Source organism: Echinicola sediminis (assembly GCF_054777495.1).
Map to the genome: position 1 here is coordinate 1 of NZ_BAAHAP010000068.1, position 23880 is coordinate 23880.

Below are 23880 nucleotides of genomic sequence, written 5' to 3' on the forward strand. Positions count from 1 at the left end.
TGTCCATGAACCGCTAGGGACTGTATTTCAATATTAACCTATCCGTGATGTTGGCTTAACCGGAAAATGAATCATGGTTTTTATTTTTGAGATAAATAAAACGATGAAAAAGAAATCAGTACCGTCAGTCTATCTGTTTTTCTATTTTTTAGCCTTAATTGTAGGAGGGATTGTTTTACTGAATGCACCCAAAGGGGATTACGAACTTTTTATTAATCGGCATCACTTTTTGTTGGCCGATTTGTTTTTTTCTTTGATCACCAACTTAGGGGATGGCTTTATCTTTTTAGCTGTTTTTCCCGTTCTGTTACTTTTCCGCTATGCCCATGCGATACTTTGTGTTTTTACGGCGGCCATTCACATGGTGGTCTGTGTGGTGCTCAAAAGATTGGTGTTTGTCCATGCTCCCAGGCCGGCAGAATTTTTTAAAGGTATTGATCTAGTCCAAGTTGCTGGCGTGCCTTTGCATCATTGGCATTCGTTTCCTTCAGGTCACACTGCAACGGCTTTTGCCATGAGTGCCCTGCTGGCCATGCTGTATCCCAAAAAGCATCGGGTCCAGATGGCCTGTCTGCTTGTAGCGGTATTGGCGGGGGTCAGCAGGGTGTATCTGATGCAGCATTTTATCGGGGACGTTTTGGCCGGATCTATCGTGGGAGTGGGATCAGCATTTTTAGGAAGGTATATTGTCAGGAGCTATTTCAAGGGCAAGGCATTTAAGAGGGGATTGCTTCCGAAAAGAAAGCTGGTTTTGGCAGATATCAAAGCAAGCCACCGTTCCTTTACCACTAGAGAAAAGCATTAAGAAGGGGTTTATCCGGAAATTTATCGGGAGAATGCTGTTTATATTAATGGTTTTTGGCACTTTTGTGGCCTGAAACTGCAGGCATACGTTTTTAATCATTAAAAATCCGGCGATGAAAGAAACTAAGCAACTGAGAGTAGACTTACTCATTATTTTGGGCGTACTTTCATTTTTTAAGGTCCTTTTTACAGCTACCACATCTTTGAGTTTGTTTTCTGAGGAAACACAATATTGGCTGTGGTCTCAGAATCTGGACTGGAATTACTATTCTAAACCCTTGGGGATTGCGGTCTATAATTATATTGTTACCGGGATTTTCGGTAATACGGATGTGGCCGTACGGCTTAGTGCCGTACTTTTCTCCGGAGCTACTGCCTGGGTTGTCTTTGAGTTGGGGCAGAAAATGTTCAAGGAGCCGAAGATCGGTTTTTGGGCTGCACTGATGTTGGTGGTCATGCCCTTTTTTCATTTGGCTTCTTTTTTCCACACCACAGACTCCTCTTTACTGTTTTTTTGGGCCCTGAGTTTTTATTGGTTGTGGATCGCTACAGAAACAAGGAAAACTTCACATTGGGTTTATGCCGGCCTGGCAGGAGCCTTTGGCATGCTTTCTAAAAATACCATGGTGTTGGCAGTTCCCTTGATCTTTCTTTACCTTTTGATGGTGGATGCCAGGCAGTTGAAGCAAAAGGGATTTTATATCTATTGCATGGTTTTTTCGCTTTCCTTTATACCCATTATCATCTGGAATTTCCAAAATGATTTTGTCACTTTTAAGCATGTGGGCACCTTGGGCGGGGTGGAAGGAAAAGGCAAGTCCTTTGATTTTGGGGAATCGGTCAAATACATCTCGGAATATGTTGGGGGGCAGTTGGCGATTATATCTGCTTTTTTTCTGCCGTTTTTGGCAATGGCATTTTACAGGGCCGGCAAATATCGGGAGAGGCAGATGCTGTTCCTTTTGTTGCCTGCAGTTCTGGTATGGGGCCTGTTTTTCCTGATTTCCGTGACCAAGAGAGTAGAAGTGAACTGGCCGGCCTTTGCTTATGTGAATTTGTCACTGGCAATGGCCTATGTTCTGGTTTCAGTGGGTAAGAGCTGGAGAAAGTATGCGGTATATGCTACGGCCATTAGTGGAGTGTTATTACTGCTGATCATGAAGCCCGCTCCATTGGATGCCATTGGATTTAGGCATGTGCTAAGGCCGGACAAGGATCCGTTGGCGCGATTAGCCGGTTATAAAGAAGTTGCCAACAGGGTCGATCAGTTGGTGGATTCGCTGGCATTGGAAAAGCATTTTATTTTTAGTGATAGTTACCATGTGGCCTCTGAAATGGCTTTTTATGTTTCCGGGTTTCCCCAAACGTACACGATCAATCTGGGAAGGAGAAAAAACCAGTTTGATCTTTGGCCGGGACTGGAGCAATTTGAGAACAAGGGCTATGATGGCGTTTTTGTGCAATGGGGCACCGCGGAAAAACCTGAAGTGATCAATGGTTTTGAGGAGCGGGTGTTGAAAGAGACCCATTATAGCACCTATCGTGGGGATACCGTGCGTGTATTCAGTATTGAGGTATATAGGAATTTACAGCATATAGAGGAGGTAAAGACCGATTCTTATTGATCAGGAATCAGTTTCAGGACCACTGTGGTCGGGGATTCAAAGAGGTCCTTTCCCTCAAATACCTTCACAAATCGAATGTCGAGGAGCTCCAGCTCTTTGAGGTGTTTTTTTCGTGTGATGAGATACCCTTTCGCTTTATGGGGATGGGAGGTTTTTTCCAGGTCTTCCAAAGGGCGTTGTAAATAAAAGGAAAAGGCGGGGTTGAATATTTTGAAGTAATACAGGTCCTCCTGTTGCAGGTCAGGGGTGTTTGATGAAACGACCGGGTTCTGACGGTCAATTTTTGGAAAGGCCAACCAAAAGAAAATAAAGGAAATGATCATAAAACCCCCTCCGATGCCAAAGAGGAGCCTTTGCAGTTGGTTTTTGTAATAGGACAAAGCAATCCAGGGAAGTATTGAAAAGGCAGCCATAAAGAGCCAAAGAAGGCTTTTGGGAACTTCAAGGTCTGGGTCGGCGGACAAGCCGTAATAAATACCAAAGGGCAAGGCAATGATCAGGATCGCATACAGGATGGCCGGTACCAACAGGTTTTTTTTCTGTTCTTTTCTGATAAGCTGGTAAAGGTAGTTGCCGATCAAAATGGCCAGGAAAGGATAGGAGGGCACCGTATAGTTGGGGAGTTTGGTTCCCGAGAGCATGAAAAACACTATAATGGTACCGCTACAGATCAGGGCAAAGGTGGTGGGGCGGTTGGTCCGGAACTTTATAGTGTGGACAATACTCTGCGGCAAGAAAAAGGTAAAAGGGAGCATGCCTGCAGCAATAAAGAGCAGGGTAAGCCAAAAGCCACCTCCGTGGCCTTCCATGGGAGAAGAAAATCTTCCTAAGTTGTGTTTGAAAAAGAACTCTTCCAGCCAAAGGCCATTGGTCTCCAAAGCTACCGCAATATACCAAGGCAAGGTGATAAGCAGGAATAACAAGAGGCCAAGAGGATTGAAGATCCTTAACAAGCGCTGTCCGTTCAAGAGGCGCGTAGCCAGTGCAAAGAGTAGCAAAGAAATAAAAGGTAAGACAATTCCTACAGGACCTTTGCTCATGACCGCAAGGCCCAAGCAGGCATAAGTGATGAGCATGTGCTGGCTGGTACGGAATCCGGATTTAGCCCATTCATAAAAGGAAAGCATTCCCGCTGTCATGGAAAAGATAAGAAAGGGATCGGGAACCGCCATATGGAACTGGATATACCAGTGAAGGGAGGCCGTCAGGATCAAAAGGCTGAGAATGCCGGTTTGGTAACCGAGGTTTTTTCGGGCAAAACGGTAGGTGATATAGGTGGTCAAAAAGCCAAAAAGTGCCGGGAAGAACCGTGCTGCAAATTCAGTGATGCCAAAGGTTTGGTAAGCAAGGATAAAGAAATAGTAGTGCAGGGGAGGTTTGTCAAAACGGTATTCACCATTGAAAGTAGGGACTATCCATTCCTCGTTTTGCCACATTTCTATGGCGGCAGTTGCGTTTTTGGCCTCATCTAAGGCATAAATGCTCAATCCGGATAGATTGGAATAATGCAGTGCCAGTGATAGCAGCAGTAAAAGTGGCCCCTTGAAATCTATTTTCTGCAAGCTTTCTATCATAGTCTAAAATTAATCAGGCCGGGCAAAGCGGATGTAAAGTGGGATTTAAGAAATGGTTAGGTTTTGTTTAAGGGGCTTGGTGTGGGGCCAAAAAAGGCTTAATTTTGGCAAAATTTTATACGGTATGTCTGAATTACAGCTCTCGCTTGTAGTAACTGTCTATAACGAAGAAGAGAATATTGAACCCCTATTATCCACCATTTTTACTTCCCTAGAGGGAATTTCCTATGAACTGATATTGGTCGACGACGGTTCGACCGACAGGACAGTGGAAATGGCAAAAAAACATGCTAATGAGCGGACCAAGGTGCTGATTTTTAACAAAAACTATGGGCAGACCACGGCACTTGCAGGGGGGATCGATCACGCGAAAGGAGAATATATCGTCACTATGGACGGGGACCTCCAAAACGATCCTTCGGACATACCGATGATGCTAAAAAAGGCCATCGACGAAGATTGGGATGTGGTAGCGGGAGTACGGGCCAATAGACAAGATGGCTTTGTCCTCAGAAAGTTGCCCAGCAAGTTTGCCAACTGGATGATCCGAAATACCACAAAGGTATACCTGAAAGATTACGGGTGCAGTTTGCGTGTGTACAAGGCGAATATTGCCCAAAACATGGGGCTTTATGGCGAACTCCACCGTTTTATCCCGGTTTTGGCCAAACAGGAAGGGGCCAGAATGACGGAGGTCAACGTGAAACACCACCCTAGGATTCACGGGGTCTCTAAATACGGACTGAACAGGACGTTTAAGGTATTGGCAGACCTGATATTGATGCTGTTTTTCCAAAAATACCTTCAGCGTCCCATCCATTTGTTCGGCTCTATCGGATTGTTGTCCTTCTTTTTAGGGGTCTTGATCAATATTTACCTGTTGGTGCTCAAGGTTGCCGGTGAGGATATCTGGGGCAGGCCAATCTTACTGGTTGGGCTGATACTGATTTTGGGAGGTCTGCAGCTGATTACAACGGGGATTGTGGCGGAGATCATCGTCAGAACTTATTTTGAGTCCCAGGACAAAAAGACCTATTCGGTAAAAGAAGTTTTCCGGGGTGAGCAGTAAAACGCTAAAGCTGGTCTTAAAGATCCTCTTGACAGGGGCTGCGATTTACCTGGTGTTCAGGAAGATCGATGCGGAAGCCACCTGGCAAGTGATCAAAAAAGCCAATGGGTTCTATCTATTGGTGGCCGCTTTGTTTTTTGTCTTATCCAAAGTGATCTCTTCCTACCGTCTCAACTGTTACTTTCGGAACCTGGAAGTAAGGCTGACGGAAAAACAAAACCTTAAGCTGTATTGGATAGGGATGTTTTATAACCTGTTTTTGCCTGGAGGCATAGGTGGGGACGGTTATAAAGTCTACCTGCTGAACAGGCATTTTAAGGCTAAGGTGAAAAAGCTGCTGGCAGCGGTGCTGCTGGACAGGGTAAATGGTCTTTTTGCGCTGGTATGGTTGCTGCTGGGACTGTGGTTTTTTGTGGAGGTGGATTGGCCCTATTTGGCGGGTATTGATCTGGATATTCTGGCAGTGATGGGATTAGTGCTCCTACCATTTGCCCTAGTATTTATCGTAAAATGGTGGTTTAGCTCCTTTCGCTCCTCTATTTTGATCACCAGTAGCTATTCTTTGTTGGTGCAATCTTCCCAGTTGGTCTGTGCTTATTTTATCCTAAAGGCCTTGGGTGTCGAGGAACAGCTTGTGGCGTACCAATTTGTCTTTTTGCTTTCCTCGATTGTTGCCGTATTGCCTTTGACCATAGGAGGGGTAGGGGCCAGGGAACTGGTGTTTATTTTTAGTCATGAATATATGGGTATAGATCAAACCACAGCCGTTGCATTCAGCTTGCTTTTCTTTTTGATCACTGCGTTGGTTTCCCTGTTTGGTGTGGCGGTGAAGATGGAATTTAGAGAAGGTGATAATAAGGATCAGACCAGAAAATTAACGAGGATAAACTGATAAGCAAGCCCTATAATGATACCGCCAATAATGATCAATGGGGAAGGGATTTTGGTGAGCAGCAATAAAAGATAGGTGCCGATGATGGCGGTGATATTAAAGACGTTGGCCGGCATGGGTTCAAAGAGCAGGTAGGCTGCCGCAATCAACATACCACAGCTGACGGCATTGATGCCTTCCAATGCGGCCCTTACAGGCCGGTATTTTTTTAGCTCATCCCAAAACCGGATAACAAAGAATATTAGGAAAGTTCCGGGGAGGAAAATCCCAGCAGCGGCAATAAGTCCCCCGGTGAGGAAGCCCCCGATTCCCATTTCCCGCATGGACAAGGCCCCTATATAGGAACTGATGCTGAATGTAGGGCCAGGTACCCCTTGGGAAATAGCGTATCCGGTCAGGAATTCTTCAGAAGTGAGGTAACCTTTGAATTCCACAAACTCGGTATACAAGTAAGGTACCAGCACTTGTCCTCCTCCAAAGATCAGGCTGCCGTTACGGTAAAAGTTCTCGAAGAGCCTGATGGGCAAAAATCGGGTAAAATGTCCCAAAGTGGCCGCAGCGATCAATACACCCGCCCACAGCAGGAAGTTGGACCACTCTATATCAAGTCCCGATTTTTCTTCTATTTTAGGTTGTTTACGGAATTTTAGGGAAGTGATGATCCCACCCGCCACCAGCATGCCGGGGAAAATATAGGGTGAATTATAAAAGAAGGCGATAAAGGCTGAAAGCATCATCAGCACCATGGCTTCGGTGGTTTTGACCATCTTGCCAATGGTTTTCTGGGCGGCGTAGATGATAAAACCGATGGCCATGGGTTGGATAAACTTGGCAAAGTTAAGGGCACCGGAAGTTTGGGTCTGGAGAAAATCCACCAATATGGCGGCTCCGGTCATGATGATGGTAGCGGGAAGTATCCAGACAATCAGTGAAAGGTAGGCCAGGTTGGGGCCTCCGACGCGGTAGCCAATGGCAGAGATCGTTTGGGTGGAGGTGGGCCCTGGCAATACCTGACAGAGGGCATGCAGTTCCCACAGTTCCTCTTCGGAGATATATCTGCGCTTACGGACCATGATGTCCAGCACCATTGCCAAAAATGCCTGGGGGCCACCAAAGGCGGTGACCGAAAGTGTGATGACATCCTTGAGATAAAGGTAATATTTTACTTTGCGGATCGTCACAACACTTATTTGCGCAGTCCCAGTTCACGAAGTCTCTCCTCCAAAAACTCACCGGCTGTGGCATCCTCAAAAACTTTGGGGTTTTCCGTATCGACACAGCAATCCAAGCAGGTCAGGTCCATTTCGGATCTTGGGTGCATGAAGAATGGAATGGAATAGCGGCTGGTGTTCATCTTTTCACGGGGAGGATTGACCACCCGGTGGATAGTGGATTTAAGTTTTTTGTTGGTGAGTCTTTCTAACATATCACCCACATTGACGACAAGCTGCTCAGGAAGTGCGGTAATGGGAATCCATTTTCCATCTTTGCGGAGTACCTGAAGGCCATCGGCACTGGCGCCCATCAGCAAGGTAATCAGGTTGATGTCCCCGTGTTCGGCCGCGCGGACTGCATCTGCGGGTACTTCCTCCGGGTTTTCTATAGGGAAATAGTGGATTGGCCGCAGGATGGAATTGCCATGGAGGACCTTGTCTTCAAAGTAGTCTTCAGGCAGCTCCAAGTGCAGGGCAATGGCCCTGAGTAGGGCTTTTCCGGCATTTTCTATGGTGCTGAATACGTCTAGGGCCACTTCTTTGAATGCGGGAACTTCTTCGGGCCAGACATTGGGAGGGTAGAGGGCTTTTATGGGATCATCCTCCTGAATGTGGGCAAGATCCTGACCCACATGGTAAAATTCCTTGAGGTCTCCCGTATTCCTTCCTTTTGCGTGCTCTTTGCCCTTACCCGTATAGCCTCGCTGATATCCTATTTCCGGTTGTTCGTACTTAGCTTTGGTCTCATCGGGCAGGGCAAAAAAGTCTTGAATACTGGTATAAAGTTTGTCCTGTAATGTTTGTGTCAGTCCATGATTTTTGATGGCGACAAAACCAATATTCTGATAGGCCTCTCCCAATTTGCGAACAAACTCAGCCTTTTGGCTAGCGTTACCATTGGTGAAATCTGCCAGATCAAGCGAAGGGATTTCGTTATATAGGATATCACTCATGACGTCTTTAATTTATGCCGCAAGGTAAAAATTTTATACCAAAATTAAATATCTTTAGCACCAGCCAAGTTCACGAAAATGAAGAATTTTAAAGCCATTGGAAACATTGTTTTGATCCTTTTCGCCTTTGTTTCCTGTAATAGCAAAAACGATAAAGCAGCAGACAATGGAAGTATCCAGGAGGAAATGAATGAAGAAACTCCGAGGCAGGTGAAGTTTCGGTATGAAATGGAGAGCGCTGCCTATCCCGATGCGATGCTGGAACTCTATAGTCCCTTGGAGGACCAGACGTTTGAAGAAGGAAAAGTGGCTTTTGAGTTCAATGTCAAAAATTATCCCTTTGACCAAGGTAATAGTGGCAGTTCTCTGAAAATGATCATCAATGGGAATGACCCTGTAGACTGCGAGCGGCCCGCCTTCAATAAAGAATTTCAAACAGGGGCTTATAAGGTGCTGGCCTATTTGGTGGATAAAAAGGGCATCGCCTTGAAAGCTTATGGCAACTATGTGGACAGAGGTTTTGCGGTCGGAAATTCATCCCCTTTCCCGGAGACAGCAGCACCTATCATCGGCATAAATATGCCTCACAATGGTCAAGAGTATGCCGAAGATGAAACCATCACCATTGACTTTATAATGGTGGGCGGCGATCTGGAAGAAGACAAATTAAAGGTCAAAGTTACTGTCGGCCAAGAAGAGTACCTGATAGAAAGGCTGGGCTTGATAAAGATGACCGGTCTCTCAGCGGGTGAACACGAAGTAACGGTGGCATTGGTGGATAATGAAGGTAAAGAGCTGCCGGGGATTTTCACCAAAAGTATCAAGAGGATTAAGGTGAAGCCGGTTTGATTTAAGATGATGGATGTCGAATCCTTTGCTGTCTGATTGTTGGGTTGGGCGGGTCTAAGCGCTTAACCAAACAGTAAAAACTACCATCAAACTTTACATTAGCCCTCTCAGCACTCCCAAGGACTTTATTTCGACAAAAGTTTCAAGATGGATCCTGTAAAATGCCAGGAGGTCATCCAAAAGTTTTTTTCTGATAGCAGCGGGAATCTTAGTCCTCGCATCAAAAGGTTGCTGAAGTAGAAGGGTAAAATGTCTTTTTTCCTCTAAGGCATAGTTACTGTCATTGACATCAGGATGGACCTGCTCGAAAAACTCCGAGGCAGTTTCCGGAGAAAAGCCCAGGAATTTGGAGGCTTCCAAAAGAAAGGTAAGCGGGTAAGTGCCCAAATTGACCCCCTCTTGATCCAGATAGGTGACTGCATTATAGATATAATCGTATAAAAATTCATTTTGATAGTTATCATAAATGGCCTTGCCCAGCACCTCTCCGACAAACATGGCCACTCCGGACCGGAAATAATCAAAGGGAATACGGTGAAAGGGATAAGCCAGCTTTACTTCGGAGATTCGGTTCAAAGAGGCATTTTCTTTATCGTAAACCACGAGATCCAGCAAGGTCAGAGGCTGATAAAAGGCCATTTTTGACCTGGATTTTGCACTTCTTACCCCGTTGACGATATAGCTTTTCATACCAAGGTCACGGGTGAAGATCTTTACAATGATGGATGTTTCCCGGTACTTTATATAGTGAATGACGATGCCTTGGGTTTTCTTTATCATTTTTACTTTTTGTCCTCGTAGAAACATTTGCGGCAACGTGCCTCATAACTGTCTTTTTCTCCAAGGACCACTTTTTGTTTTGCATCGGATAACCTAAAGCTGTAAGATGCCAAATTCCCGCATTTCATGCAGATGGCATGGACCTTGGTGACGAACTCGGCCATGGCCATTAACTGAGGCATGGGATCAAACGGCTGCCCTTCGAAGTCCATGTCCAGCCCCGCCAGTATTACCCTTTTTCCCGATTTTGCCAAGTTGTTGACCACATGGATGATTTGCTGATCGAAGAACTGCACCTCATCTATGCCGATCACCTCACAATCCCCTGAAAACAATACAATATCATCCGCAAACTGCACAGGAGTGGAGCGGATCTGGCTTTCGTTATGGGAGACCACATCCCGCTCATGGTACCTGGTGTCTACGGCCGGCTTGAAGATTTCCACCTTTTGCTTGGCTATCAGGGCACGGTTAAGCCTGCGGATAAGCTCTTCGGTCTTACCGGAAAACATGGAGCCACAAATCACTTCGATATGCCCTCTCTTTTCATGGGTTGGTTTGTTGCCTATGGAAGGTTCTATAAACATGTTTTTTTGTTTATTCGCTGTAGTCTATATGCGGGAGCTTATAAGGTTCGGCTACTTTTATAGAGATGCTTCCTTGTTCTAATCTGGCCTGGCAGGTCAGTCGCTGGTTTTCCTTAAGTTTGCCGGACTTTCTGAAGACTTTTTCCCTGTCGGTCAATTCCGATAGATTCTCCATCCCCTCCTTGATGATCATCATGCAAGTGGTGCACCTTCCTTTTTTTCCGCAAGCATGCATCCAATCTACACAATTGTCATGGATTATTTCAATAACTTTGTGATCCGGGGCTTTTGTATAAATCTCCTTGTGGTAAAGGTTTTCAATTACTATTTTAGGCATCGATCTACTACTTCATATCAGAAATCTCAATTCAAATGGACTATAAAATTAACCTCAATTATTTAGAAAACTATGCACAGGCCTTTACTCAGAAGGTTTGTTCGGAATATTTCGGCACAAAAAAATACATGTCGGGCCAGGAAATCATCCAACTGACGACCAGCTCGCAGGTTAATTTTATGATTATCAAGTCCCTTTTCGAAAAATGGAACGATGAACTTGAAAAACTCAAAGCCAATCCTTTTTTCGACTATAGGGACATTGCGGTTGCCGAAGCCATGAAGGAATTTATGAACGTTCTTTCCCGTGCGATCAAAATCGAGCGTAAGCATTTTGAGCCTCTTCTGGAAGTAGCGGTGATCGATGCGATCATTTTGGCCATAGATCCTCTGGTGTATTTTTATGGAGAAATCGAAAAGGCCAAAGGTGAAAGCCCTTCTGTTCATTTGAAAGCATCAAAAAAATACATCAAATGGCATGACAAACTATTGGGGGCGCTAATAGAAAAAGGCGGACAGGGAGATATGGCGGCGTATAAGGAAGCGTTGAATAAAGTTTATGCATCTTTTCAGGCTGACCTGAGCCCAGCCAAAGAATTACTGACAGGAGCAAACCAGGTTTTGCCCATTGATTGGAATGAACTGATTTTATCTTCTGCGGAGGAGCCCGCCAAAGAGGAAGTGGAAGCGGAGCAGTTCAAGCAGGAAGAAAAAGAAACCCCGGCCATGCAGGCGGAGTCTTCCACCGAACAAGTGCCTCTGAGTTTTGAGGAGAAAAAAACTTCCAATCCAGGATGGAGCATTGATCCGGCCTTGGCCTGGGCTAGGTTTGAATCTGAACAAAGTGGCCTCTTGAAAGGCCCTATAGATAGTTTGGAAGACGGAGTGGCCATCAACCAGCGGTTTATGTTTACCAAAAAACTGTTTGAGGGCAACCCCGACCTGATGACCCATGCCTTCAAGTCGATCGACCAATGTGATAGCTTTGTGGAGGCGATCGAACTGATTAACAGCCGCTATGTAACTGAATTGAACTGGGATAAGGAATCCGAAGAGGTAAACGAGTTTTTACACTTGATTTACCGAAAATTTGACGAAAAATAAGTCCCCCTAACTTACCGGATAACCTTGTAAACAAATTTTAAACTAACTCCAGCTTGGGCAGTGGTCCTTATGGGAATGTTTTGTCCAAAGCAAAGGAGGAACTTGAAAATCAATGAGAAAAACGTGGTTATCCGTGTTGCTATGCCTGCAAATAGGCATTTTCAGCATCCAAAGTGCAGCTAAATCATTAAAAGAACCTTCCCCGGACAAGCCCAATTGTGTTCTGATCGTGGCCGACGATTTGGGGTATGGGGATTTAAGTTTTACCGGAAGTCAGCAGATCCATACTCCGAATATAGATGCGCTTGCCGCTTCGGGAATGTATTTTCCGGAAGGGTATGTTTCCTCTGCGGTTTGCAGCCCCTCCAGGGCAGGCCTCTTGACCGGCAGAAATCAGGTCTCCTTCGGTTATGACAACAATCTCGGCGGAGTACAGCCCGGCTTTGATCCCGCATACCACGGTTTGCCAGTGGATGTGCAGACGGTAGCTGATTATTTGGGAGACTTAGGTTACGTAAATGGGATTGTAGGCAAATGGCATTTAGGCTATGAAGAGCAGTTTTATCCGCTCAACAGGGGATTTGATGAGTTTTGGGGATACCGTGGAGGTGGACATGACTACTTTCTCGCCGAGGAAAAAGGGCAGGGGTACAAAGCACCCATAGAGTGCAACTACAAAACACCCCAGCCAATCACCTATATTACCGATGATAAGGGCGATGAATGCGTCGATTTTATCCGCAGGCATGCCGATCAGCCCTTTTTTCTATATGCATCCTTCAATGCGCCCCATACCCCTATGCAGGCGACCAAAGAAGATTTAGCGCTGTATGCACATATCCAGGACGAAAAGAGAAGGACCTATGCGGCAATGGTCCATCGCCTTGATATCAATGTGGGCAGGATTGTAGATGCAGTGGAGCAGGCCGGATTAAGTGAGAATACCGTATTTGTATTTATCAGTGATAATGGTGGCCCTGCAGCTACCAATGCTTCGGTCAATGCGCCTTTCAATGGTAAAAAAGGCACCCTTTTGGAAGGGGGAATCCGTGTGCCATTTATTATTAAGTGGGCGGGCCAATTGCCTGCAGGAGCGGTTTACGAGCATCCTGTTTCTTCTTTGGACCTGACGCCTACCTTTATATCCCTGGCTGGCGGGGCGCTCAAAGAAGAATACCAGTTTGATGGAGTGGATCTGATGCCTTTTCTGAAGAAAAAGGAATTAGGTGCTCCGCATGAAGAAATCAAATGGCGTTTTACCGTAAGTGGGGCGATCCGCGAGGGAAAGTGGAAGCTGGTAAGGTTGCCTGATCGCTTGCCCATGCTTTTCGACTTGGAGAACGATATTTCTGAACAGCATGATGTGGCCATGGAGCACCTTAGCATTACCCAAGGCTTGCTGAAGAAGCTCGGGCAGTGGGATGTAGAGCAGCCCCATCCCCTGTTTTTGGAAGCACCGATGTGGCGGGCAATTCAAGTGGAGCAATACGACAAATCGTATCAGTTGGAACAACCGGAATAATTTATTAATCCATCCTTCCCAACAGCTGTATCCGGTGGGAGTCGAGCTTAATAAAGATAAACAGCAAAATGGTAAATGACCATAATGAAGAGCCTCCATAGCTGAAGAACGGGAGCGGAATCCCCACTACCGGAAAAAGGCCGATGGTCATGGAGATATTGATCATAAAGTGAAAGAGCAAGATGGAAATCACGCTATAACCGTATACCCTGGAGAAGCGTGTTTTCTGTCTTTCTGCCAAAAAGACCAGCCGTATAAGTAAAGCGACAAAAAGAAAAACGACGACCAAACTGCCTATCCATCCAAACTCCTCTCCCAAGGTACAAAAGATGAAGTCGGTATGTTGCTCGGGAACAAAGTCAAATTTGGTTTGCGTACCTTCAAGGTAGCCTTTTCCCCAAAATCCACCCGATCCAATGGCAATCTTGGATTGGGTAACATTCCAGCCCACTCCCAAGGGATCGAGATCGGGATTGAAAAGTACCATGATACGGTTTTGTTGGTGCTCGGGCAATTTGGAAACTACCAGGTCCAAACTGTAGCTGTAGGCAATGATGGCTGTGCCTATCAGGCAAAGCGTTACTACCCTCTGCCAGGTTTTTTTGCCGGTAAGAATAAGTAACAGGGTCAAGGCAGCGACAGCCCCGGCTATATAAAGGTTGTCCTCTACTGCCAAGGAAAGAAGGGAGATTGCGATAAATACCAAGGCAAGGATATAATATTTTTGGGGCATCCCTTCCCTGTAAAGCATAATAAAAAAGGCACTGTAAACCATGGCTGTTCCGGTGTCCGGCTGCATCATGATCAAGGAAACCGGAAGCATGATGATCAAAATAGCCTGCAATTGGTATTTTGGCTGGGTAAGGTCAAAAGAAGGCCTTTCTATAAACTTGGCCAGGGCCAAGGCGGTGGCAAATTTAGCAAATTCTCCAGGCTGCAGACTGAAGGGGCCCAGCTCAAACCAGGCCCTTTGCCCATTGATTTCCTTGCCTATAAAGGGGGTGAGAAGGAGGATAAGCAGGAAAAAACCGTATAAAATCAAACTGAGGTTATCAAAGAGCCGATAGTCAGCTACCATGATCAGGGTTATCAGCAGGACGGCTGTTCCGATCCAGACCAACTGTTTACCCGAATTGATGCTGAAATCAAAAATGCTCTTTGCTGCTTGTTCATCGTAGACGGCCGCATAGATATTGAACCAGCCAATCAGTACAAGCAAACCATAGATCAGTATGGTCAGCCAGTCAATTTTGTTGATATATAAGTCGTCTTGTCTCACCTTAGTCTCCAAAGTCACCGACCAGCACGTACTCTTGGAGTGCCGGCCTTTCTATATGTCCTCTCAAATATTTTTCGATCATCAGGCTGGCCGTACTGGCAGCCGCCCGGCCTCCCCAGCCGGCGTTTTCCACGTATACGGCGATAGCTATCTGAGGATCGCTCTTAGGGGCAAAAGCCACAAAGACGGAATGGTCCTCTCCATGGGGGTTTTGCGCTGTTCCAGTTTTTCCTGCTATCTGGATGTCCTTGATGATGGCCCTCATGGCTGTGCCGTACAGTGCCTCGGCCATGGCGTCCTGTACCATGTCAAAATGGTGGGCAGCAACACCCACATCATGTTTTATCTTATATTCTTCAGGAATATTTTCCGGGTCTCCATCGATGGATTTAATCAAGTGCGGGGTATAATAATACCCTTTGTTGGCAAAAATGGCGGCAAGGTTGGCCATCTGCAGGGGAGTGACCAGCATTTCTCCCTGCCCGATGGATAGGGAGTAGATGGTGGAATACTTCCACCTGCCTTTACCGTATATTTTGTCGTAGAGATTGCTGGAAGGCACGCTGCCTCCTTTTTCACTTCCCACGTCGATACCGAGATCCTGCCCCAGTCCAAACTTCATGACCGATTCACGCCACTTGTCAAGTCCGATTTGCGTATCCACAAAGGTATTGCTGGACAAGTTTTGGTTGATCATCATCCGGAAAGCCTGGTGGTAGTAGGGATTACAGGAGTTTCTGATGGCCCCAAAGAGGTTGACCGGGCTGGGGTGGTTATGGCAGGCCACAAGAGATTTGTTGCAGGCAAAGGTGGTGTTTGGGTTGATCACACCCCATTCCAGGCCGATCAGGGACTGGACGATTTTGAAGATTGAACCCGGAGGGTACATTGCCATGACTGGCCTGTTAAACAAAGGCCTGGTGGAATCATTTAAGAGCTTGGAGTAATTTTTACCGTAGGCTGCCCCCGCCAAGAGGTTGGGGTTATAAACCGGTGCGGAGATCATGGAAAGGATTTCACCGGTTTTGGGCTGGATGGCCACTACCGATCCCTTTTTGCCCTTCATCAGTTTTTCCCCGTATATCTGAAGCTCTACATCGATGGTGGACTGCAGGTTTTTTCCGGGGATAGAAGCGGTATCCAATTGACCGTTTTTAAAGGATCCTTTGTCCACCCCTCTCACATTGACCATCTTGTATTTGGCACCTTTTTTTCCCCTGAGTGCTCTCTCATAATAAGATTCTATGCCCGAGTGCCCAATATAGTCCCCTTGGGAATAATAGCGGGCAGTATCCCTTTCCAGTTGTCTGGGGCTTATTTCCGCTATATAGCCCAAAGCACTGGAAGCTACCGAGTCCGGATAGGCCCTGACTGATCGGGTCATGACAAAAAGGCCTGGATAATCGATCAGGTAATCTTGGATTCTGGCAAATTCGGTATTGGAAATCTGTTTGATGAGCGCAGAAGGCTTCACCCAGGAGTATTTTTTTGCCGCATTGTACTTTTCCTTCAGCTTTTCCTTTTCGATTTGGAACAGTTCGCAGAATTTTGCGGTGTCCTTAACGCTGAACTCTTTGGGAACCACCATCAGGTCAAAAACGGGATTGTTATAAACCAGCAGCTTGCCGTTTCTGTCATAAACCAAGCCCCTGTAGGGATAATCAACTATTCGCTGGACCGCATTCCTTTCTGCGCGGCGCAAAAAGCTGTCATCCACTACTTGGATCATGAATAGCTTGCTCAACAAAATCACCCCGATGATGATAATGACCCCGATAATGACGTTGTGTCTGCCTTCGTTCATTTAAATTCCCCTCCTTTTCTTATAAAACAACACCTGAACTATAACACCAAGGACAAATGTAAACACCAAGCTGCTTAGTGTCTCATATATCATTGGAATATACAAGTAAGAACCAACATTGTCAATAAAGAAAAAGGTAAGATGATGGGCCAAAATCAGGGGCAAACTGTAAGTAAGGAACCAGACCATTCCCATATTCAGCAAATTGGGAGGGGTATTGGGGTCATAACCGCCTGTAGGAGTGATCAGGCGGATCCAGGGTCTTCTGAGAAAAGCCAGCATCACGGCGCTGGCCGTATGCATGCCCAAGCTGTCATAAAAGATGTCTATACCGAAGCCCAAGATAAAAGCCAAAAGCATCATGGGGATGGTTTTGATTTCTATAGGTAGGAGCAAGAGGTAGATTACATAAAGAAAACAAAAGGCCACCCCAAAAAGCACTAAGTTTTTCAACACCAAAATCTGGATCAAAAAGAACAATATAAGCCCTACAATGGAAGATATGATGGTTTTACTAGTCATTGGTGGTTTTGGTGATTTCCTGAAGCGAGTCCAGTTCTGCTTCCATATGGTTTTCCACTAGATAAACATAGGTGAGGGTGCTGAAGTTCGCTGCCAACTTAATGGTAATGTCCAGGTAGTTGGTTTCAGTACCACTGCTGATTTTGTCGATGGTCCCTATCAACAATCCTTCGGGAAAGATCGCGTTATAGCCCGAGGTGATGACCGTGTCTCCCTCGCTGACCGTAACATGTCTGGGGACATACCTCAATTTGGCTTTTTGGGAGCTCAGCCCATCCCATTGGGTGGATCCGATGACATCGGTGGATTTGATTTTTGAAGAAACCAATAAATCCGTGTGCAGTAGCGATATGACCGAGGCGAAGTTTTTGGATACCCCCTTTACACGGCCCACAATTCCATGATCGTTGAAGACTCCCATTCCTTCCTTGATCCCGTCCAAAGCTCCCCTGTTGAGGGTAATGTGGTTGGTCCGGAGGTTGATGGAGTTGTTTATGACCTTGGCGGATTTAAACTCATAGGTTTTTTCCACGGCACTATCAGCCTCGAAGGTGACACTGTCCTGCTGCTCCATCAGGGAGGGGGTCAGTTGTGTCATTAATTGGGCGTTTTTTTCTGCCAAGGCCTGATTGGTGCTCCCTAAAGTGAAATAGGTGGTTACCCCATCCTTGGCATTGAGGAACTTGCCGATGAAATTATTGGAACTGTTAAAGAAAACGGCTCCTTGCGGTGAATTGTAGGAAACAATCAGCCAAATGGCAACTGTTTCCAGTGAAATGAACAGCAAGAAGGCCCGTATACTATATAGGAATAATAATATGCGTTGCATTCAATCATCAGGTCATCAGCACGGTTCTGAAACTATTTATATTTTTCAGGGCAGTACCTGTTCCTCTCACTACAGCTCGCAAAGGATCTTCGGCGATGTGGATAGGGAGTTTGGTCTTTTGGTGCAAACGCTTGTCCAAGCCTTTCAGAAGGGCCCCCCCACCGGTAAGGTGAATGCCATTATCATAAATATCAGCAGACAATTCGGGAGGAGCGATCTCCAAGGCCTTCAGTACTGCTTCTTCTATTTTGGAAACAGACTTGTCCAGGGCAAAGGCGATTTCTGAATAAGATACCTTGATCACCTTAGGAATCCCTGTCATCAGGTCCCTTCCTCGGATTTCATAATCCTCAGGGGCATCGTCCAATTCGGTCAAAGCAGAACCAATGGCAATCTTGACTTTTTCAGCCGACCTTTCGCCGATAAGCAGGTTATGCTGCCTTCTCATATAATCCAAAATGTCCTTGGTGAAGGTGTCACCCGCTACACGGATAGATTGGTCAGCAACGATTCCTGAAAGAGCAATAAGTGCGATCTCTGTGGTTCCCCCTCCAATATCCACGATCATAGAACCCATGGGTTTTTCGATGTCGATGCCGATACCGATGGCGGCGGCAATCGGTTCATAGACCATGTATACTTCTTTGGCGCCGGCGTGTTCTGCGGAGTCCCTTACGGCCCTTTTTTCCACTTCCGTAATGCCCGAAGGAATACAGATCACCATGCGGTGGGATTGTGGGAACATGCCCTTTTTATGACCTGGGATCATTTTGATCAGACCCCTGATCATCTGTTCGGCAGCGTAGAAGTCAGCGATCACACCGTCTTTAAGGGGACGGATGGTTTTGATGTTTTCATGCGTTTTTTCATGCATGTTCATCGCTTCGCGGCCCACGGCCAAGATCCTGTTGCTGGTCTTGTCAATGGCAATGATCGAAGGTTCGTCCACTACGATCTTTTCTTTATGTATAATGAGGGTATTGGCGGTACCTAAATCTATAGCTATATCACTTGAGAAAAAGTCGAATAATCCCATTCTGGTATTTTGCTTAGTAAATTACGTTTGAGTTGATCGTTTAAAGTTAGCATTAACAATGCTTAAATAAAACGAGGGACAACAAAATTATTACCTTAATTTGGATTTATAATAGCAGCAGTAATTTTTTTTTAAACCTCTTACTCCTAGTGGAAAATCCCGCTTTGGTGAAATCACATGTTGTAGGTTGAAATGCGCTTTTTTAAGGTGTTTTTTATTGCTTGAACCAAGTTGGATTACACAACTCAAAAATTAGACCAATAGCGTTTTGTAAGATGATTTACCATTGGGGAGAAACGTGGACGCTTGGGGTTAGGCCTGATGAAAACTGACAGCTGAGCTGTTTACGTTTCCTGAGCTGTCCGGGATTTACATCGGAGCTGTTCGGGATTTGCAACGGACCTGTTCGGGATTTGTAATCCCGAACCCTGAAGATCTGGATTTGGAATCCGGCTAAAGGAGGATTACAAATCCTCATTATCTGCCTTCGGGATTGCAAATCCCGAGGAGCAAGAACTTCGAATTAGTTGAATTTATTTGTTTTGAATAAAAAACACGGAGCAGAAGCAAATAGATTGTCTGCTCGGCCCCAGCTGTTTACGTTTCCGGAGCTGTGCGGGATTTACATCGGAGCTGTTTGGGATTTGCAATCCCGAACCCTGAAGATCTGGATTTGTAATCCGGCTAAAGGAGGATTACAAATCCTTATTATCTCTCCTCGGGATTGCAAATTCCGAGGAGCAAAGAAATCCCGAGGAGAAAGACTGAAGCCCTTAGCTATCAAGGGTAAAAGTAGAATTATTAGAGGGGAGTCAGTAGGATTGGGGACTTTCTTATTCCATAAAAATCGCCACAGCTACTGAGTAGGTATTCTTCTTCTTTTTCCACAATTCCAGCTTTTACAGGGTTTTGATGGATGTAGTTTATTTTTGAGTTTAAGAACTTTTCTGAAGTGATTTCTTCTCCATGATAACCTTCTTCCCAAAACCATATACCTTCATCCTTTTTCTACTTTCGTGCTGATTTTCTTCGATTGCCTTGACAATGCTTTTTGCTGTGTATTTTTTCAAGTCCCTGATGATATCGCTTAAAGGAAGTTTGGGACTTTGCATAATGAAATGACAATGGTTTGACATGATTACATATGCATATACTAGAAGGCCTTTTTGCTTTTGGCAGTATTGAATGCTTTCCAGTAATTTGTCGGAATAGGCTTTTCGCGTAAAAACGTCTACCCATTGATGGACTGTGAAAGTTAAAAAATAAGCCGCTGATTGGTCTTTGATGGAGTATGAAAAAGCCATATGAAGTAGATTATTGGTTCTAATAAATACTCAAATTAAGGTATTCGGCTTTATTTCCAATTATTGTTAGACTTTTCACCATCTTTTTCTGGCTGTTCAGGGGGTGCAACGGAGCTGTTCGGGATTTGAAACGGGGCTGTTCGGGATTTGCAATCCCGAACCCTGATGATTCGGATTTGCAATCCGGCTCAAAGAGGATTACAAATCCTTATTATCTGTCCTCGGGATTTCAAATCCCGAGGAGCAAGGTCAAGAACTTCGAATTAGTTGAATTTCTTTGCTTTGAATAAAAAATACAGGGCAGAAGCAAATAGATTGTCTGCTCGGCCCCAGCTGTTGGCGTTTCCTGAGCTGCCCGGGATTTACATCGGAGCTGTTCGGGATTTGTAATCCCGAACCCTAAAGATCCGGATTTGCAATCCGTCTAAAGGAGGATTACAAATCCTTATTATCTGTCCTCGGGATTGCAAATCCCGAGGAGAAAGCATGGCTCAGAAAATAAAAAATCCCCGACTGAAAAGCCGGGGATCTGTAGGTATTAAAGAGGGATGTTTTTAGTGTTTGAAGTGTCTTACACCTGTCATCACCATGGCCATTCCCGCTTCATCACAGAAGGCGATGCTGTCCTTGTCCTTAATGGATCCGCCTGGCTGAACCACAGCGGCTACACCTTCTTTGGAGGCGATTTCCACACAGTCAGGGAAGGGGAAGAAGGCATCGGAGGCCATTACAGAACCTTTCAGTTCAAAGCCAAATGACTTGGCTTTTTCGATGGCCTGCTTCAAGGCATCTACCCTGGAAGTCTGGCCTACGCCACTGGCAAACAGCTGGTCCTGATTGCTCAAGACAATGGTGTTGGACTTGGTGTGCTTACATACCTTGGCAGCAAATACCAAGGCGTCTTTTTGCTCTTCGGTGGGAGCTACTTTGGTCACTACTTCGAAGTCTTCCTTGGTTTCGGTGGCCAAATCTTTGTCCTGCTCGATAATACCGTTCAGCAAGGTCTTGATTTGCTTGGTTCCACCCACTTTGGTTTTTTGAAGCAGGAGAATTCTGTTTTTCTTGCCTTTCAATACTTCCAGGGCATCCTCATCAAATGAAGGGGCGATCAGGACCTCGAAGAACAAGCTGTGCATTTCTTCAGCAGCTGCCTTGTCCACGGTTTGGTTGGTGATCAATACCCCGCCAAAAGCAGAAAGGGTGTCCGCTTCGAAGGCTTTCTGATAAGCTTCTTTTACGCTTGAGCCCTTGGCCACTCCACAGGCATTGTTGTGCTTCAGGATGGCGAAGGCTGTTTCCCCGTCAAATTCATCGATCAGTGCTACTGCAGCATCGATGTCGACCAGGTTGTTATAAGAAAGCTCTTTACCGTTGAGTTGCTCGAAAAGATCTTCCAGTTTACCATAGAAATGGGCTTTTTGGTGAGGGTTTTCACCGTATCTCAAAGCCTTGGCGTGGTTTTCACTAACCTTAAGTGCCGGTATTTCTTCGGTTTGGTTAAAGTAGTTGAAGATATGGGTGTCGTAGTGGGAGGATACCTGGAAGGCCTTAGCGGCAAAGTACTTTCTGTCTTCCAAAGTGGTTCCGCCACCGTTGTTTTTTAATCTTTCTTCCAGCTCACCATACTGGTCACGGGAAGCCACGATAGTGACGTCCTTGAAGTTTTTGGCTGCCGCACGGATCAAGGAGATGCCGCCGATATCGATCTTCTCGATGATGTCCTGTTCAGAGGCGCCGGAAGCGACCGTTTCTTCAAAAGGGTACAGATCCACAATTACCAGGTCGATTTCAGGAATGTCAAATTCCTTGGCCTGGGAAAGGTCTCCTTCGTCTTCTCTTCTGTGAAGGATGCCACCAAATACCTTTGGATGAAGGGTTTTTACCCTCCCGCCGAAAATGGATGGATAGCCGGTCAGGTCTTCTACAGCAGTTACTTCTGCTCCTTGTTCCTCAATGAATTTTTGTGTTCCTCCAGTGGAGTAGATTTTCACACCTTGTTCCTTCAAAAGGGCAATGATCGGTTCAAGGTTGTCTTTATAAAATACTGAGATAAGGGCAGATTGTATTTTCTTAACAGCCATTTTTTGGAAAGATTGAATGTAAATAGGTTTGCGTAATTGATTTTTAAACTGCAAAGGTAGGAAAATCAGCTAATTAAAGCAGGCTTTCGATCACTTTTGGAAAATATTTGTATTCAAGTGCGTGTACTTTGTGGGCGATGTCCTCAGGCCTGTCCGTTTCTTCCACTTTTATGCTTTCCTGGAAAATTATCCTTCCCTCATCGTATTTTTCATTGACGTAGTGGATGGTAATGCCTGTTTCCTGTTCTCCTTTTTCCTTAACGGCTTCATGGACACGCATGCCGTACATGCCTTTTCCTCCGAATTTAGGGAGTAAGGCCGGGTGGATGTTGATGATGCGGTCAGGAAAAGCCTGGATCAGGCCATCGGGGACCTTCAACAGAAAACCGGCTAAAACCACCAGGTCTATTCCCAAGTTTGAAAAAGTCCTTTCCAAAATGCCTTCTTCCATTTCTGCCTTGGTAAAGGAAAAAAAGGGGATTTCGTGGTTTTTGGCTCTTTCGAGGACGTAAGCCTCTTTCTTGTTGGAGGCAATGCTGACAACTTCGGCCTTGGAAGAGCCATTGAAATGCTTGATGATTTCTTCGGCATTACTCCCGTTTCCTGAAGCAAGTATGGCGATTTTTTTCAAGTGAAAATCCTTTTGATGATGAATGGACAAAAATAAGGATATTTTTTTGCCCTACACGAATGTTCCTTGACAAGAGCGAGGCGGAGTACCCAAATTATAGAAAGGCCATGCTGATGACTCCTGTCAACATAATGATTTTGGACAGTTTGCTCAGCTGGGTAAAATGGGCCTTTCGATCGGCGTAATAGATTTTGTGCATGAAGAGCATAAAGAAGATGCCAATGCTCCCAAAGTAGAAGTAAAGCAGGGGCTGGTTGACCTTATAAGCAACGATGATGATCGAACAGACGAAAATCGCGGCAATGATAAAGATAATGTTTTTGGTGGCCCTAAATCCCAGTACAATGGGCAGGGTCCTGCAGCCGTGTTTCCTGTCTCCTTCACGGTCTTCAATGTCCTTGACGATTTCCCTGATCAGGTTGATAAAAAAAGCAAACAGGGCATAGGTAAGTACCAACAGCCTGGACTGTTCGTAATAGAAGCCGATGATCCATATGGCCAAAGCGGTAAGCAAGGCGACGGCGAGATTGCCGATAAAGGGCATCCTTTTCAGGGAGTTGCTGTAAAGCCACAGTATAAAGGCTGCAATAAAATGGACCGCACCTACTTTTAGGCTGACCAGGCAGGCCAGGCCAATACCAACGAAATTAAGCAAGGTATGCAGAAACATGACCACCCTTCTCCGCATGCCCTTTCCGATGATCACTTCGTCGGGCTTGTTGATATAATCGATTTTGACATCGTAATAGTCATTGATCAGGTAGCCTGAAGCTGCGATGGTGACGGTGGAGAAAATCAGCAGGTAAAGCCTGAAGTCAGCGATGATCCATTGTCCGGCCTTGGTTTCTTCTACCAAAAAGTAAGCCGTCATCAACTGCGCAAAAGCCATCATCAGCAGGTTGTCCGTTCTGATGATTTTGAAAAAAGCAGATAGGGAAAACGCTCTTTCAGTGCTTGGCCTCTTGTTCATACTCCAAAATTAAGCGAAAGTCTTAGAACTGGTGGATCAGTGCTGTTTTTTTGTATAAAATACTTGGGGGTGGTTATTGGGTAATTGGGTTATTGAGTTATGGCAAAACTAGTGT

22 protein-coding genes are annotated in these 23880 nt (G+C 45.5%); 7 read left to right on the forward strand and 15 right to left on the reverse strand.

What is annotated here, in order from left to right; translation table 11 throughout:
* The first annotated feature begins 103 nt into the window (after positions 1 to 103).
* Together ACYVAA_RS16095 and ACYVAA_RS16100 are read left to right on the forward strand one after the other, a co-directional pair.
* Entirely contained in the window at positions 104 to 805 is a 702-nt protein-coding gene (locus tag ACYVAA_RS16095) for a phosphatase PAP2 family protein (RefSeq protein ID WP_460543587.1), read from the forward strand.
* 112 nt (positions 806 to 917) lie between these two features.
* Positions 918 to 2429, forward strand: a complete 1512-nt coding sequence (locus ACYVAA_RS16100) for an ArnT family glycosyltransferase (protein ID WP_460543589.1) — start codon at positions 918 to 920, stop codon at positions 2427 to 2429.
* Here the strand turns inward: ACYVAA_RS16100 and ACYVAA_RS16105 are convergent.
* Positions 2423 to 4003 (reverse strand): ArnT family glycosyltransferase, encoded by a 1581-nt coding sequence (locus ACYVAA_RS16105; protein WP_460543591.1) that lies wholly within the window; start codon positions 4001 to 4003, stop codon positions 2423 to 2425. The genes ACYVAA_RS16100 and ACYVAA_RS16105 overlap by 7 nt on opposite strands.
* A gap of 124 nt (positions 4004 to 4127) precedes the next feature.
* On the opposite strand from ACYVAA_RS16105, the gene ACYVAA_RS16110 reads away from it, so the two are divergent.
* Together ACYVAA_RS16110 and ACYVAA_RS16115 are read left to right on the forward strand one after the other, a co-directional pair.
* Positions 4128 to 5072 carry a glycosyltransferase family 2 protein gene (locus tag ACYVAA_RS16110; protein WP_460543593.1) on the forward strand — a complete coding sequence of 315 codons (945 nt, stop codon included), beginning with the start codon at positions 4128 to 4130 and terminating at the stop codon, positions 5070 to 5072.
* On the forward strand, positions 5062 to 5964 hold the full coding sequence (locus ACYVAA_RS16115; protein WP_460543595.1) for a lysylphosphatidylglycerol synthase transmembrane domain-containing protein: 903 nt from the start codon (positions 5062 to 5064) through the stop codon (positions 5962 to 5964). Before ACYVAA_RS16110 ends, ACYVAA_RS16115 begins: the two co-directional genes overlap by 11 nt.
* On the opposite strand, the gene chrA is transcribed toward ACYVAA_RS16115, so the two are convergent.
* The gene (chrA, locus tag ACYVAA_RS16120; protein ID WP_460543598.1) at positions 5934 to 7145 is read right to left on the reverse strand and encodes a chromate transporter; all 1212 of its coding nucleotides are present in this window, start codon (positions 7143 to 7145) and stop codon (positions 5934 to 5936) included. The genes ACYVAA_RS16115 and chrA overlap by 31 nt on opposite strands.
* Before the next feature lie 5 nt (positions 7146 to 7150).
* Positions 7151 to 8131, reverse strand: coding sequence for an isopenicillin N synthase family dioxygenase (locus ACYVAA_RS16125; protein ID WP_460543600.1), 981 nt, complete (start codon positions 8129 to 8131; stop codon positions 7151 to 7153).
* A gap of 78 nt (positions 8132 to 8209) precedes the next feature.
* Between ACYVAA_RS16125 and ACYVAA_RS16130 the strand changes: the two genes are divergently transcribed.
* Positions 8210 to 8980: a hypothetical protein gene (locus ACYVAA_RS16130; protein ID WP_460543602.1), complete on the forward strand. Its 771-nt coding sequence runs from the start codon at positions 8210 to 8212 to the stop codon at positions 8978 to 8980.
* 93 nt (positions 8981 to 9073) lie between these two features.
* Here the strand turns inward: ACYVAA_RS16130 and recO are convergent, their stop codons facing one another.
* From recO to ACYVAA_RS16145, 3 genes are read right to left on the reverse strand one after another with little or no spacing between them, the layout of a single operon-like run.
* Positions 9074 to 9760 (reverse strand): DNA repair protein RecO, encoded by a 687-nt coding sequence (gene recO, locus ACYVAA_RS16135; RefSeq protein WP_460543604.1) that lies wholly within the window; start codon positions 9758 to 9760, stop codon positions 9074 to 9076.
* Between the two features lie 2 nt (positions 9761 to 9762).
* Positions 9763 to 10347 (reverse strand): thymidine kinase, encoded by a 585-nt coding sequence (locus ACYVAA_RS16140; RefSeq protein WP_460543606.1) that lies wholly within the window; start codon positions 10345 to 10347, stop codon positions 9763 to 9765.
* Between the two features lie 10 nt (positions 10348 to 10357).
* Positions 10358 to 10684 carry a 2Fe-2S iron-sulfur cluster-binding family protein gene (locus ACYVAA_RS16145; RefSeq protein WP_460543608.1) on the reverse strand — a complete coding sequence of 109 codons (327 nt, stop codon included), beginning with the start codon at positions 10682 to 10684 and terminating at the stop codon, positions 10358 to 10360.
* A gap of 35 nt (positions 10685 to 10719) precedes the next feature.
* Here ACYVAA_RS16145 and ACYVAA_RS16150 point away from each other — a divergent pair, with 35 nt between their 5' ends.
* Positions 10720 to 11787: a hypothetical protein gene (locus ACYVAA_RS16150; RefSeq protein ID WP_460543610.1), complete on the forward strand. Its 1068-nt coding sequence runs from the start codon at positions 10720 to 10722 to the stop codon at positions 11785 to 11787.
* Between the two features lie 112 nt (positions 11788 to 11899).
* On the forward strand, positions 11900 to 13309 hold the full coding sequence (locus ACYVAA_RS16155; protein ID WP_460543612.1) for a sulfatase: 1410 nt from the start codon (positions 11900 to 11902) through the stop codon (positions 13307 to 13309).
* Between the two features lie 4 nt (positions 13310 to 13313).
* Here ACYVAA_RS16155 and rodA read toward each other — a convergent pair whose 3' ends face one another.
* The 9 genes from rodA to ACYVAA_RS16200 all read right to left on the reverse strand — a co-directional run bounded on the left by rodA (position 13314) and on the right by ACYVAA_RS16200 (position 23765).
* The gene (rodA, locus tag ACYVAA_RS16160) at positions 13314 to 14588 is read right to left on the reverse strand and encodes a rod shape-determining protein RodA (RefSeq protein WP_460543614.1); all 1275 of its coding nucleotides are present in this window, start codon (positions 14586 to 14588) and stop codon (positions 13314 to 13316) included.
* Position 14589: 1 nt separating this feature from the next.
* Complete coding sequence (mrdA, locus tag ACYVAA_RS16165; protein ID WP_460543616.1) at positions 14590 to 16392, reverse strand: penicillin-binding protein 2; 1803 nt, start codon at positions 16390 to 16392, stop codon at positions 14590 to 14592.
* Complete coding sequence (locus tag ACYVAA_RS16170; protein WP_460543618.1) at positions 16393 to 16914, reverse strand: rod shape-determining protein MreD; 522 nt, start codon at positions 16912 to 16914, stop codon at positions 16393 to 16395.
* Positions 16907 to 17743 (reverse strand): rod shape-determining protein MreC, encoded by an 837-nt coding sequence (gene mreC, locus ACYVAA_RS16175; RefSeq protein ID WP_460543620.1) that lies wholly within the window; start codon positions 17741 to 17743, stop codon positions 16907 to 16909. Before mreC ends, ACYVAA_RS16170 begins: the two co-directional genes overlap by 8 nt.
* 7 nt (positions 17744 to 17750) lie before the next feature.
* Positions 17751 to 18779, reverse strand: coding sequence for a rod shape-determining protein (locus ACYVAA_RS16180; RefSeq protein WP_192009399.1), 1029 nt, complete (start codon positions 18777 to 18779; stop codon positions 17751 to 17753).
* Positions 18780 to 19714: 935 nt separating this feature from the next.
* A complete protein-coding gene (locus ACYVAA_RS16185; RefSeq protein WP_460543622.1) occupies positions 19715 to 20083 on the reverse strand; it encodes a transposase in 369 nt (122 codons plus the stop codon).
* A 554-nt stretch (positions 20084 to 20637) separates the two neighbouring features.
* Complete coding sequence (gene purH, locus ACYVAA_RS16190) at positions 20638 to 22164, reverse strand: bifunctional phosphoribosylaminoimidazolecarboxamide formyltransferase/inosine monophosphate cyclohydrolase (protein ID WP_460543624.1); 1527 nt, start codon at positions 22162 to 22164, stop codon at positions 20638 to 20640.
* Positions 22165 to 22237: 73 nt separating this feature from the next.
* Positions 22238 to 22795 (reverse strand): phosphoribosylglycinamide formyltransferase, encoded by a 558-nt coding sequence (purN, locus tag ACYVAA_RS16195; RefSeq protein ID WP_460543626.1) that lies wholly within the window; start codon positions 22793 to 22795, stop codon positions 22238 to 22240.
* A 94-nt stretch (positions 22796 to 22889) separates the two neighbouring features.
* On the reverse strand, positions 22890 to 23765 hold the full coding sequence (locus tag ACYVAA_RS16200; RefSeq protein ID WP_460543628.1) for a geranylgeranylglycerol-phosphate geranylgeranyltransferase: 876 nt from the start codon (positions 23763 to 23765) through the stop codon (positions 22890 to 22892).
* Between the last annotated feature and the right edge of the window lie 115 nt (positions 23766 to 23880).